13 protein-coding genes are annotated in these 11,919 nt (G+C 59.7%); 8 read left to right on the top strand and 5 right to left on the bottom strand.

The features are described 5' to 3' along the window. The first annotated feature begins 1 nt into the window (after position 1). Positions 2-1,363: a guanine deaminase gene (gene guaD, locus ACYVIS_RS12925; RefSeq protein ID WP_460874139.1), complete on the top strand. Its 1,362-nt coding sequence runs from the start codon at positions 2-4 to the stop codon at positions 1,361-1,363. A 24-nt stretch (positions 1,364-1,387) separates the two neighbouring features. Here the strand turns inward: guaD and alc are convergent, their stop codons facing one another. The 3 genes from alc to ACYVIS_RS12910 all read right to left on the bottom strand — a co-directional run bounded on the left by alc (position 1,388) and on the right by ACYVIS_RS12910 (position 4,220). Next, a complete protein-coding gene (gene alc / locus ACYVIS_RS12920) occupies positions 1,388-2,401 on the bottom strand; it encodes an allantoicase (RefSeq protein WP_232744719.1) in 1,014 nt (337 codons plus the stop codon). A 104-nt stretch (positions 2,402-2,505) separates the two neighbouring features. Further along, the gene (puuE, locus tag ACYVIS_RS12915; RefSeq protein WP_232741797.1) at positions 2,506-3,444 is read right to left on the bottom strand and encodes an allantoinase PuuE; all 939 of its coding nucleotides are present in this window, start codon (positions 3,442-3,444) and stop codon (positions 2,506-2,508) included. Between the two features lie 17 nt (positions 3,445-3,461). Then, positions 3,462-4,220, bottom strand: coding sequence for a GntR family transcriptional regulator (locus ACYVIS_RS12910; protein ID WP_232741796.1), 759 nt, complete (start codon positions 4,218-4,220; stop codon positions 3,462-3,464). A gap of 190 nt (positions 4,221-4,410) precedes the next feature. Here ACYVIS_RS12910 and uraH point away from each other — a divergent pair, with 190 nt between their 5' ends. From uraH to ACYVIS_RS12880, 6 genes are all read left to right on the top strand, one after another. Then, complete coding sequence (uraH, locus tag ACYVIS_RS12905; protein ID WP_232741795.1) at positions 4,411-4,761, top strand: hydroxyisourate hydrolase; 351 nt, start codon at positions 4,411-4,413, stop codon at positions 4,759-4,761. A gap of 48 nt (positions 4,762-4,809) precedes the next feature. Then, on the top strand, positions 4,810-6,045 hold the full coding sequence (locus tag ACYVIS_RS12900) for a urate hydroxylase PuuD (protein ID WP_232741794.1): 1,236 nt from the start codon (positions 4,810-4,812) through the stop codon (positions 6,043-6,045). 126 nt (positions 6,046-6,171) lie between these two features. Then, complete coding sequence (locus tag ACYVIS_RS12895; RefSeq protein WP_232741793.1) at positions 6,172-6,459, top strand: 4a-hydroxytetrahydrobiopterin dehydratase; 288 nt, start codon at positions 6,172-6,174, stop codon at positions 6,457-6,459. Positions 6,460-6,550: 91 nt separating this feature from the next. Further along, entirely contained in the window at positions 6,551-7,099 is a 549-nt protein-coding gene (locus ACYVIS_RS12890) for a fasciclin domain-containing protein (protein WP_232744718.1), read from the top strand. Positions 7,100-7,168: 69 nt separating this feature from the next. Next, positions 7,169-7,723 (top strand): sigma-70 family RNA polymerase sigma factor, encoded by a 555-nt coding sequence (locus ACYVIS_RS12885; RefSeq protein WP_232741792.1) that lies wholly within the window; start codon positions 7,169-7,171, stop codon positions 7,721-7,723. After that, a complete protein-coding gene (locus tag ACYVIS_RS12880) occupies positions 7,720-8,421 on the top strand; it encodes an anti-sigma factor (RefSeq protein ID WP_232741791.1) in 702 nt (233 codons plus the stop codon). Before ACYVIS_RS12885 ends, ACYVIS_RS12880 begins: the two co-directional genes overlap by 4 nt. A 42-nt stretch (positions 8,422-8,463) precedes the next feature. On the opposite strand, the gene ACYVIS_RS12875 is transcribed toward ACYVIS_RS12880, so the two are convergent. Beyond that, the gene (locus ACYVIS_RS12875; RefSeq protein ID WP_232741790.1) at positions 8,464-8,799 is read right to left on the bottom strand and encodes a YegP family protein; all 336 of its coding nucleotides are present in this window, start codon (positions 8,797-8,799) and stop codon (positions 8,464-8,466) included. Between the two features lie 180 nt (positions 8,800-8,979). Continuing rightward, the gene (locus ACYVIS_RS12870; protein WP_232741789.1) at positions 8,980-9,918 is read right to left on the bottom strand and encodes an AEC family transporter; all 939 of its coding nucleotides are present in this window, start codon (positions 9,916-9,918) and stop codon (positions 8,980-8,982) included. A gap of 246 nt (positions 9,919-10,164) precedes the next feature. Here ACYVIS_RS12870 and ACYVIS_RS12865 point away from each other — a divergent pair, with 246 nt between their 5' ends. Further along, positions 10,165-11,664: an AMP nucleosidase gene (locus tag ACYVIS_RS12865; protein ID WP_460874137.1), complete on the top strand. Its 1,500-nt coding sequence runs from the start codon at positions 10,165-10,167 to the stop codon at positions 11,662-11,664. Positions 11,665-11,919: the final 255 nt, after the last annotated feature.

The raw sequence follows: 11,919 nt of genomic DNA, 5'->3' as shown, positions 1-11,919 counted from the left end.
TATGAGCCCGACTCACCAAGCCGGCGATACAGCCATCCCTGAAAAGCCATGCGCCTATCGCGCCCAATTGTTGTATTTCAGGGCTCGGCCCGGCGATACGCCCGAGAACGGCTCGACGGTGTGGCTGTCCGATGGCCTGTTGGTCGTCGAAGGCGGGCGCATTGCGCAAGTCGGCGATTATCGTCAGTTGGCGCCCTCCCTGGGCGCTGACGTGCCGGTGGTGGATTGGCGCGGCAAGCTGATCGTCCCGGGCTTTATCGATACGCACATCCATTATCCGCAGACCGATATGATCGCCTCGCCGGCGCCGGGTTTGCTTCCCTGGCTGGAGAAATACACTTTCCCCACCGAGCGGCGTTTCGAGAACCCCGATTATGCGGCCGAGGTGGCGCGTTTTTTCCTCGATGAGCTGCAGCGCTGCGGTACGACGACCGCGCTGGTGTATTGCACGGTCCATGCTGGGTCGGCTGAGGCCTTTTTCACCGAAAGCCATGCGCGCAATCTGCGCATGGCGGCCGGCAAGGTCATGATGGACCGGAACTGCCCCGAGTTTCTTCGCGATACCGCCGAATCGGGGGCGCGCGACAGCGAGACGCTGATTCAGCGCTGGCATGGCAAGGGCCGCCAGATGTATGCCCTTGCGCCGCGCTTTGCCCCTACCTCCAGCGAAGCGCAACTGGCGGTGTGCGGCGAGCTTGCGCAACGCTACAGCGATGTGTTCATTCAAAGCCATGTGGCGGAAAATCAGGCCGAGGTAAAGTGGGTTGGCGAGCTGTTTCCGGGCCATCGCAGCTATCTTGATGTCTACGATCATTTTGGCCTGCTGCGCCGCCGTTCCGTCTACGGGCATTGCATCTGGCTCGACGATGTAGATCGGCGCCGCATGCATGAAACGGGAGCCCTGGCGGCGCATTGCCCTACATCGAACCAATTCCTGGGCAGCGGCCTGTTTGATTTCGCTGCCGCCCAGGCCACCGGCCAGCCGGTTTCCCTGGCCACCGACGTTGGCGGCGGCTCGTCGTTTTCGATGCTGCAGACCATGAACGAAGCGCACAAGGTGGCGAGGTTGTCGGGCTATCATTTAAGCGCCACGACCATGTTCTACCTCGCCACGGAAGGCGCCGCGCAATCCCTCGATCTGGGCGGGCAGATCGGTACCCTGGCCGCCGGCGCGGAGGCCGACTTCATTGTCCTGGATCCGCAGGCCACGCCTTTGCTGGCGCGCCGGACCGCCGCTTCGGAATCACTTGAAGAATTGCTGTTCGCCCTGGCCATGCTGGGCGACGATCGCGCCGTTGCCGCAAGCTATGCGGCCGGCCGCAAACTGCATCAGCGTGAGGACAGGCCGGCCCGAAACTCCTGATAACAGGGGCTCTGGCTGCCTGGCTCAGTTCCCGGCCAGCCGGCCCCAGATGCGTACGCGGCTGATGCCGCCATCGGGAAACATATTGATGCGCACGTGTGTGACCGGGCCAATGCGGCCGATCTGCGCGCCGTCGAAGAAATGTTGCTTGTCCATTTCCATTTTCTGCTCGCCAAGCAGCTCGGGCCAGAACATGGCCTGGGTGACCAGGGATTCATCGGTCGATTCGGCGACGCGAGCGGCCTGGATGGAGACCCGATCCGGGTAGTTGCCCTTGAAATGCGCGGTATCGATTTCGATCTTTTCCACGATGGCGGCATGACCCAATTCGATCAGGCACCAGTCCGAACCCGGTTCGCGCCGGCGGCGGGTTTCCCAGCCGTCTCCCATGTTTATGCCGCGGCCCGGCATGATCAGGCGGAAGGGCGCGCCGAAATGGGCATTGTTATAGGCGGCAATGCGCCCGCCGTTTTCCAGCGCCGAGACTTCATACAAGGCGCTGGCGTCTTTGGCATTCCAGTCGCAGGCGGCCTGCCCATATACCCGCAGGCGCGCGATGCCGCCGTCGGGCAGCATGTTCAGCCGCAGATGAGTCCAGACGCGGTCGTCGCCGACGATTTCAATGAAATGGTGCGAGTCGCCGGACAATGATCGCGCGGCGACGATTTCGGTCCATTGCGTGCCGGCATCGGGGTCGCCTTTGCTGTGGCAGGCCTGCACGGAAGCGGCCGGGGGAAAGTTGCCGGTAAAGTGGCTGGTGTCGATGTCCAGGCCTTTGACGGCGCCCGGCAGGCCCAGGCGGATAACGGCGGAGTCGTGGCCGCCGTTGCGCCGGCGGCGGGTTTCCCAGCCGTCCATCCACTTTCCGTGATCGTCGAACTTGCCCACGATGAATACCGGCTCGGAGGATTGCAGCATGCGATCGGCAGCCGCGAAAAACTCGTCGGAACACGACAGTGTCTTGGCGCCGAAATCGGCCGAGGCCAGGTTGGCATAACGGGTGGCGAACGCAGGTGGTTCGACAAACGGCGCATTCACGATCGTACCGGCGGGAAGATTGGGCGTAGCCATTTTATTTGCTCCAGATGCGGGGGTGCAAGGTATGCGCGGCAAACAGCCGCGGCTTGCGGGAACAGAGGGTGTCAGGAATGTTCGCTTTCGTTCCAGGGATGGCGTTCGATCCAGTGGCGCGCGATGGCGGCGCGGGTGGGGATCCAGACGCGATCGTGCTGCTGTACATAATCGAGGAAACGTTGCAGGGCGGCAAAGCGGCCAGGCCGGCCCGTCAGCCTGCAATGCAGGCCCACAGACATCATTTTGGGCGCAATGTCTCCTTCGGCATACAGCACGCTGAACGCATCTTTCAGGTAGTTGAAGAACTGTTCGCCGCTGTTGAAGCCCTGGGGCGACGCAAAACGCATGTCGTTGGTGTCCAGCGTGTAAGGCACGATGAGCTGGGGCTTTTTCGTATTGTCTTTCATTTCAACCCGCGTCCAGAAGGGCAGGTCGTCGCCGTAGTAGTCCGAGTCATACAGGAAGCCGCCTTCTTCCATGACGAGGCGGCGCGTATTGGGACTGTCGCGGCCGGTATACCAGCCTTCGGGATGGCGCCCCAGCAGGGTCGAGACGACTTCGACGCAGCGCCGCATGTGTTCCCGTTCGATGCTTTCCTCGACCGACTGATAATGGATCCAGCGATATCCGTGGCAGGCGACCTCGTGGCCCAGCTCGACAAACGCCCGCGCCACTTCGGGGTTGCGTTCAAGCGCCATGCCGACTGCGAAGATGGTCAAGGGCAGGCCGCGCCTTTCGAATTCGCGCAATATGCGCCATACGCCGGCACGCGAGCCGTATTCGTAAATGGATTCCATGGAAAGGTGGCGTGCCGGATAGGCGTCGGCGCCTATGATTTCAGACAGGAACTGCTCCGAAGCCGGATCGCCGTGAAGCACGCAATTCTCTCCCCCCTCTTCATAATTCAGCACGAACTGGACGGCGATGCGTGCCTTGCCGGGCCAGTTGGCCTGAAGCGGATTGCGGCCGTAGCCGATCAGATCGCGAGGGTAGTTTTCTTGCTGCATTGTCGGGATTCCAAAAATCAACGTTTGACGCTGAACGCGGACCAAGGGTCGACCGGCCCTTTTTCAGGTTCGTTCATGCGATGTTCGCAATCTTCAAGGTGATGGTGCATGGCCGCCTTGGCGGCCTCGCCATCGTGGCGGGCAAGCTTGTCGAGTATGTCCTGGTGTTCGAAATACGAGCATGCGCTTTCACCCGGCGTGTCGTAGTAGGCAATGATGAGCGAGGTGCGCGCGCACAGGCTGTGCAGCATTTCGGTCAGCACCTGATTGCCCAGGAGATGCGCCATCTCGACATGGAAGGCATTGGACAAGCGGATCCAGCTGATGCGGTCCCCGCCTTCGAACGCCTTGCGTTCCCGGTCCACCATATCGTAGAGAGGCGCAAGGCGCGCCCGGACGTCGGGTAGCGCCAGCAGCATGTCGATGGTCATGCATTCCAGCGCGCGGCGCATTTCGAATACGTCTTGCGTTTCTTTGGTGCTGGGTTGCCACACAAAGGCGCCGCGGTTGGGCTCGATGACAACGATCTTGTCGTGGGCCAGTTGCGACAGCGCCGTGCGCACCGTGGCGCGCGAGCAGGCGAACACCGTGCATAGCGCCGCTTCTGTCAGCTTGGCGCCGGGCAGCAGGCGGCGGTCCATGACGGCATCGAAAATATCGTCATAGACGCGGTCGATCTCGGATCGCGCGCCGCTGCCTTGCGGCCCGCGCAGGGACGAGGCCGGAGGCGCGGCAAGATCGGTTGAAACATCGCGATGCGGGTTCAGATGGAGCATGAGGAAAATTTCTTGAGTTCACGTATTGACAATTATTGTGGACTGGAAGAGAATCGTCAACATAAATTGTTAACAATTATTGGTGATCGGTCAGAAACACATTCAATCTCACCGTTGCCGCGCAAATCCAGGCCTGTGTTTCAATCGGGAAAAACGGCCAGGCTATTGAAACGATTAATCGGAGACATACATGGGAAAGCTCTCGACCCATGTGCTGGACACCATGCATGGTGTGCCGGCGCAAGGCGTACGCATCGATCTGTACCGCATCCGCGAGGCCGATCGGACGCTGCTCAAGCAAGCCGCCACCGATGCCGATGGCCGTTGCGAATTCCTGCTGCAGGGCGCAAGCCTGCAACAGGGCGTCTATGAATTGGTTTTCCATGCGGGCGATTATTTTGCGGGCAAAGGCACGCCTGTTCCCGAACCTCGCTTTGTGGACCAGGTCGTCCTGCGCTTTGGTGTGGCCAATGCGGCCGAAAACTACCATGTTCCGCTGCTGGTCACTCCCTGGGCCTGGTCCACTTACCGCGGCAGTTGAATCGGCCGCTGTGCCGGCCCCAAGCCCCAATGCATCAAGAGAATACCCATGGAAGCTTTTGCACTTGAATTCGGTAATTTGCTGTTGCGCTGGCTGCATGTTATTGCCGCCATTGCCTGGATCGGCGAATCCATCTATTTCGTCATGCTGGACAACAGCCTGCATGCGCCGCGCGGCGAGCACAGCAAGAAACTGGGCGTATTTGGCGAAATGTGGGCCGTGCATGGCGGCGGCTTCTACCATAACCAGAAATACCTGACCAATCCCGCCGAATTGCCTGAAGACCTGCACTGGTCGTTCTGGAAGGCCTATACCACCTGGTTGTCGGGTTTCGGCCTGTTCACCATCCTGTATTTGCTCAAGCCGGCTTTCTATCTGGTCAATCCGGCCAGTCCCTGGGCCTGGGCGGCTTCCCTAAACGGCTTGCAGGCCAGTCTGCTGGCCATCGCCTTTCTGGTGGTGGGCTATATCATCTACTCCCAGTTGTGCCGCCGCGTGAGCCCGAATATGGAGCGCGACGGGTTGCTTAGCCTGGCGGTGGGCGCGATGATGGTCGCCGTGGCGTACCTGACTACGCAAATCTTTCCCGGCCGCGCCGCTTTCCTGATCACCGGGGCGCTCATGGCGACCTGCATGTCGGCCAATGTCCTGTTCTGGATCATTCCCGGGCAGCGGCGCATGGTCAATGCCCTGAAGGCGGGCCGGGCCCCCGATCCGCTGGATGGAAAACGCGGCAAGCAGCGGTCGGTGCACAACACCTACTTTACGCTGCCGGTCGTGTTCCTGATGCTGAGCAATCATTACTCGTTCACCTTTACCGGCCCGTACGCCTGGGTCGTCATGAGCCTGTTCATTTTTGCCGGAGCCGTGATTCGCCAGTATTTCGTGCTGCGCCACATGGGCAAGAACCAGCTTGCCTATCCGCTTGCGGGAATCGTGCTGTTGCTGGCCGCAGGCTGGCTGGCCGCGCCTGCACCGGCGCTTCCGGTGCAGGAACACGCCACGGCTTCCGTGCAAGGCAAGGCGGCGGCGCCCGAGGGTGCCGGCCTGGAGCAGGTACGGGCCATTGTGCAGGCGCGCTGCGTCGAATGCCACTCGGCCAAGCCAACCCAGGCCGGCTTTCCTTCAGCGCCCGCGGGCATCATGTTCGATACTGCGGAAGAAGTGCAGTTGCACGAGGCGCAGATCAAGCAGGTCGTGGCCAGCAAATATATGCCCCTGGCCAACATGACGAAAATGACGGATGGCGAACGCGCAGCCATCGCGGCCTGGGGCGGAAAATAATCCGCTTGCATGTTCCTGTCATATAGCGCAACTATACTTAAGCTAAAAAGAAGCGCTATTTAAAGTACCATAGACATGGCCGCTGGGTTAGCGAGGCCATGTCTGGTCAGACACAAGGAGTGCATCATGAGAACGCAGCCCCAATTGATAGGCGCACCCGCCGCGTTGATGTTGCTGGACGGATGGTCCGCAGTGGAGTCGCGCGACGCCATACACAAAACTTTTGTGTTCAAGAACTTTAGCGAAGCATTCGGGTTCATGACGCGCATTGCTTTGCAGGCGGAAAAACTCGATCATCACCCTGAATGGTCGAATGTGTACAACCGGGTGGGTATTACTCTCACGACGCACGATGCCAAGGGTGTGACGCAACTCGATGTCTCTATGGCCGCATTCATTGATCAGCTGACCTGAACAATTTTTCGATCTGCTGCATCCGTATCTGCATTTCTTTCGTATATGTGTATGTAGGGCAATCCTGCACATACACTTGAAAGGAATAATGATGAAAACAGCTATTCAATCGGTAATGCTCGCGTCGATCCTTGCGGCCGGTGCGGCGGGCGCGGCAACGGTCGATGTGGGGGGCGCCGCCATGTTCCCGCAAAAGAATATTGTCGAAAATGCCGTCAATTCCAAAGACCACACCACACTGGTTGCGGCGGTGAAAGCGGCGGGCCTCGTGGATACTCTGGAGAGCAAAGGGCCCTTTACTGTATTTGCTCCCACCAATGCCGCTTTCAATGGCTTGCCTGCAGGCACGGTGGAAACCCTGATGAAGCCGGAAAACAAAAATCAGTTGGCAAAGGTGTTGACTTATCACGTGGTTCCGGGCAAATATACAAAGGGTGATCTTGAAAGACTGATCAAGAAAGGCGGTGGCAAGGCCATGCTGAAAACAGCATCGGGTGGTTCGCTGACTTTTATGATGAATGGGCCGCGGAATGTCCAGGTAAAGGACTCGTCCGGCGGTGTCGCCAACATCAGTACCTACGACGTGATGCAAAAGAATGGCGTTATAGATGTCGTCGATAAAGTGCTGCTTCCCAAATAGTGCGTCTGCCGGTTGGCCTTGTCGGGCTTTTCCGGCAAGGCCAGTCGAATCGTAAAGGCAACGTGGCAGATGGCGGGACTCTCCGACGATGAATATCGGAATTTGTTGAATGCGGTATCGCAGGGCGACCGACGGGCCTTTGAGGCGCTTTATAAAGGCCTGTCGCCGCGTCTGTATGCGCTTGCCCTGCGTTTGTTGAAACGCCCCGTGTGGGCCGAAGAAGTTTTGCAAGACAGTTTTATAACGGTATGGAACAAGGCCGCCAGCTACGACGCTTCCAGCAGCTCACCGCTAACCTGGCTGACGCATATTGTGCGCAATCGGGCCATCGATTGGCTGCGCGGCGCGGATAACCGCTGGGACGAACTCGACGATGTGGCGCTGAACCAGCTTCCCGATCCTGGCAAGAATCCGCTGGAACATCTGGAGCAGGCCGACGCCGCTGGTCGTCTGGGCGACTGCCTGGGCCAGCTTTCGGCCGAACAGCGACAAAGTATTGTGTTGGCGTACTACCATGGCTTGTCGCATGACGAGATTTCCAAAAAACTCGAACACCCACTGGGGACCACCAAAAGCTGGATACGTCGCGGTTTGAGACAATTGAAAGGGTGCCTGGGCTTATGAACGAGCGCGCGCGTAACGATAATATATTGGCAGGCGAGTACGTTCTGGGTACCTTGCGAGGTGCTGCCCGGCGCCGCTTCGAGGCTCTGATGGAGCGGGATCCCGCATTGTCAGCCGAAGTGCGTCAATGGCAGGATATCCTGACCGCGCTGGATGCCGGCGATGCGCCGGTCGATCCTCCGGCACGTGTATGGCGCACTATTCAATCGCGCCTGCCTCCGCAGCAGGGCTTGATCCGCGATTTTCGTCATCATGTTCCCGGGCATCGCCGGTGGCAGCTTGTCAGCTTTGCACTGGCGGCCAGCCTGGTTGCGGCGTTGTTATGGCCGCGTTTTCTCGTGCCGAACGGGGCAGACACGGCACCCTTGCCAGTTGCGGTGCTGGCAAGCACCCAGGAAGGTTCTGCAGGGCAAGTGGTTGCCAGTTTCGATGCCCGTACTGGGCAACTCGTTCTGACGCCGCTGAATTTCACGGCGCTGCAAGCCGGGCATAGCTTGCAATTGTGGCTGATTGCCAAAGATCAGAAACCCGCGCCGCTGGGATTGATCGGCGCGCAAGCCAGTACAGTGATTGTCTTGAAGCAGTCCCGCCTCAGCCCCGATGTGACGCTGGCAATCAGTCTGGAGCCGACAGGAGGGTCTCCGACCGGTCAGCCCACGGGAGCGGTACTGTATGCGGGGAAAGTCGGCAAGATCTGATGCCGGGCGCAGGTGCCCGGCATGATCGACCCCGGTATTGGGTCAGGCGGACAGGTCTTTGACTTCCCTGCTGATGCCATTAGCCTGGCACGAGGCGATGCCATTGTCGCGCGATGCTTCATCGGCATACATTTGGCTGTTTCCTATGACCTGGTGGTTGGCGGCCTTCAAGGTGAAATAGAATTTCCCGTTGGTGGCTATGGCTTTGGAGTAGTGCGCGGCGTCGGCGCAGTTTTTTTGCACGGATGCGATGCCGTTTTCGGCAGAAGCCTTGGCGGTATACATTTCGCTGGACAGAATAATCTGGGCATTGCCTGCCTTGAGCGAGAAATAGAATTGGCCATCTTTTGCTTTGTGTAATTCGAACCAGCCGGACATGGTGTCTCCTTTGCGTGATGAAAAAACGAAAGCTGCGGGCATTGCAATGAGCGCCGTCGGTACGATACAGGCCAGGCGTCCAGCTTGAAGTGTGCCGCAATTTGCGGCTGCGCGCCAGCCAAGCTTGGTAAAGATTTTCCGCAAACTGGCTGGCCACGGCCTGCGACCGTGACGCAGGCGTCAACTGCCGGGCGTGAAAACGCCGACCAGCAATGAAATAGTCAAGACCGACAGAATCGTCGAGATCAGGATGGCCTGCGAGGTCACGGCGGGCTCGCGCTCGTAGAGCTTGGCCAGCATAAAGGGGCCGGTACCTATGGGCAAGGCGCTGAGCAGCACGGCGGTGTTCGCCCACAGCGCAGGCATGTCGAACACCCCGTACACCAGCACGGCGGTGACCAGGGGATGCAGGAACATTTTGAGCGTAACAATGCGCCACACGGCACCGCGGTGTTCGGCCGGCTGGGACTGAGCCAGGAACAGCCCTATTGTGACCAGCGCGCAGGGGCTGGCCGCCGCTCCCAGCAAAGTGGTGAATTGCAGCAAGGGGCCGGGCAGGGACAGGTGCGTGGCGGGGAAGAACAGGCCGGCCGCCGGCGCAACCACCAGCGGATTGCGCAGCACGGAGCTTGCAACTTTGCGGCAGGTCCGCTTCAGGCTGCGCGACCCTTGCAGATCGATTTCAATCAGCACAATGGAAAACGCAAACAGGGCGCAGGCGGTCAGTATGGCCGCGATAATGGCGGCGGGCAGGCTGGCCTCGCCAAATACCATCAGGCATAGCGGGATGCCCATGAAGCCGGCATTTGAGTACGAGGCAGCCAGGCCCTCGAGGCTGGCATCGGCCAGGCGCCCGGAACGCTTCTTGTCGAGCAGGTACGAAACCGCAAACACGATGGCGATGCCCAGCGTGAAGCCCCAGAAATAGCCGGGATGATCGAGTTGATCCCAAGTGATTTGCGCCATTGCCTGAAACAGCAGCGCCGGAAGCGCCAGCCAAACCACGAATTTGTTCAGGCTGTCGACGGCGCCCGGCCCCAGCAGGCGCTTGCGGGCGCATAGATAGCCTATTGCGATCAGGCCGAATAGCGGCAGGACCGCGTTCACCACGAGATTCAATTCAATTCCTCAAGCCGGAAGCGGGCGCGGCGCGTGAATGGGTGTGAGTGGTTCCGGATCTGGATGCGATGCAAAGCCGAAAATACGGAAATTGGAAGTGTAGCGATTTTCGGAAGATCCAGAGTCGAAAGGCCGGAAATAGGCCAGCGCATGCCACTTTTGTTTTTCAGTTGGGGTAAAGTGAGTGCATGTCTCGTATGCCTGTCACAGGGCGTTTTTATCATTCAAAATTTTGAGCGGATCTGCATGTTTGATTCTTCGAGTTTCGATAGCCCTCCCATCTTGCCTGAACTGATTCCGTTCACGGGTTTTTCGGATGCCCAGGCCGCGGTCGAACGCCTGGTGGAAATCTACGCCCGCAATACGGCCTTCATACGCGATGCATTCCAGGACTATGCCGCGGGCCGTTTTTCCAAGGCGCAACGAGTGCGGGCCTATTACCCGGCTGTGCGAATCAAGGTGCATACGTATCAGGGCGTTGACAGCCGGCTGTCGTATGGGCATGTGGTGGAGCCCGGCGCCTACATGACCACTATCACGCAGCCGGTCCTGTATTTCGACTACCTGAAAGAACAGTTCGGCCTATTGCTCAAGAATCACGGGGTGCAGCTCGAGATCGGCGAGTCGAACCTGCCGATTCCATTGCATTTCGCTTTTTCGGACGGGCAGTATGTGGAAGGCGTGTATTCCGACACGCTGGGCGATTCGCTGCGCGACCATTTCGATGTGCCCAATCTGGCGGTGACCGACGACGCCATCGTCAACGGAACCTGGCAGGCCAGGCATGGCGAACCCGCGCCTCTGGCCCCGTTCACGGCGCCGCGGATCGATTATTCGCTGCATCGATTGCAGCACTATACGGCTACGGCACCCACGCATTTTCAGAATTTTGTGCTGTTTACCAACTATCAGTTTTACGTGGACGAATTTTGCCAGTGGGCGCGCGAAATGCTGGTGCAGGGCGAGGGCGGCTATACCGCTCTGGTCGAACCGGGAAACGTCACGACACGCAGCGGCCCTGACGCCGAACGCAGCGGCCAGGCTCCGGCGCGCCTGCCGCAAATGCCTTCGTATCACCTGGTGCGCGAGAACCATACCGGCATTACCCTGATCAATATCGGGATCGGCCCCTCGAATGCCAAGACCATTACCGACCACGTGGCGGTCTTGCGCCCTTCGGCGTGGCTGATGCTGGGCCATTGCGCCGGCCTGCGTACGACGCAGCGCCTGGGCGATTATGTGCTGGCGCATGGCTATGTGCGCGAAGACCACGTGCTGGATGCCGATTTGCCCAATTGGGTGCCCGTGCCGCCTTTGGCCGAAATCCAGATTGCGCTGGAGCAGGCGGTGGCGGAGGTGGCTGGCTTGTCGGGCTGGGAACTGAAAAAAATCATGCGCACCGGCACGGTCGCGACCATCGATAATCGCAACTGGGAGTTGCGGGAACACCGCGAACTGGTGCAGCGTTTTTCCATGTCGCGCGCTATTGCGCTGGATATGGAATCCGCTACGATTGCGGCCAACGGTTTCCGGTTTCGCGTGCCCTACGGCACTTTGCTGTGTGTGTCCGACAAACCCCTGCATGGCGAGCTGAAACTGCCCGGCATGGCCAGCGATTTCTACCGGACGCAAGTTGGCCAGCATTTGCATATCGGCATACGGGCGCTCGAGCTGCTGCGCGAAATGCCGCGCGAACGGCTGCATTCGCGCAAGCTGCGCAGTTTTATCGAAACGGCGTTCAAATAGGGCGTTTGCTGGGCCGGACTGTTTTGGCTGGAGTGATTTTATTTCTATAAAGACGCCGCAGGGTGGGCGGTGCTGTGCAGTCCGGCACGTCCAGCGGTCGTGGCGCTGCGCACCCCGACTGCCCGGGTCTGCCTCGTCCAGGCGGGCGTCGGGCCAACTCGCGCCGCCCCGCGCTGCGGGGCGCCACTCAGACAGGGCCCGCCGAAGGCCCCCGCCTTCCCTTCGTCAGCACCCGGCGCTGGACTACCGCCGGAC

It is taken from the genome of Paralcaligenes ginsengisoli (genome assembly GCF_054781135.1).
This window is presented reverse-complemented; position numbering and strand designations above follow the sequence as displayed.

Bases quoted from the DNA above. Each gene is read 5' to 3' on its own strand.
- ACYVIS_RS12890 (WP_232744718.1), top strand. From the start codon at position 6,551: ATGAAAACAGCTATTCAATCGGTAATGCTCGCGTCGATCCTTGCGGCC.
- ACYVIS_RS12910 (WP_232741796.1), bottom strand. From the start codon at position 4,220: ATGCTCCATCTGAACCCGCATCGCGATGTTTCAACCGATCTTGCCGCG.
- guaD (WP_460874139.1), top strand. From the start codon at position 2: ATGAGCCCGACTCACCAAGCCGGCGATACAGCCATCCCTGAAAAGCCA.
- ACYVIS_RS12885 (WP_232741792.1), top strand. From the start codon at position 7,169: ATGGCGGGACTCTCCGACGATGAATATCGGAATTTGTTGAATGCGGTA.
- ACYVIS_RS12900 (WP_232741794.1), top strand. From the start codon at position 4,810: ATGGAAGCTTTTGCACTTGAATTCGGTAATTTGCTGTTGCGCTGGCTG.
- ACYVIS_RS12895 (WP_232741793.1), top strand. From the start codon at position 6,172: ATGAGAACGCAGCCCCAATTGATAGGCGCACCCGCCGCGTTGATGTTG.
- ACYVIS_RS12880 (WP_232741791.1), top strand. From the start codon at position 7,720: ATGAACGAGCGCGCGCGTAACGATAATATATTGGCAGGCGAGTACGTT.
- ACYVIS_RS12865 (WP_460874137.1), top strand. From the start codon at position 10,165: ATGTTTGATTCTTCGAGTTTCGATAGCCCTCCCATCTTGCCTGAACTG.
- uraH (WP_232741795.1), top strand. From the start codon at position 4,411: ATGGGAAAGCTCTCGACCCATGTGCTGGACACCATGCATGGTGTGCCG.
- puuE (WP_232741797.1), bottom strand. From the start codon at position 3,444: ATGCAGCAAGAAAACTACCCTCGCGATCTGATCGGCTACGGCCGCAAT.
- ACYVIS_RS12875 (WP_232741790.1), bottom strand. From the start codon at position 8,799: ATGTCCGGCTGGTTCGAATTACACAAAGCAAAAGATGGCCAATTCTAT.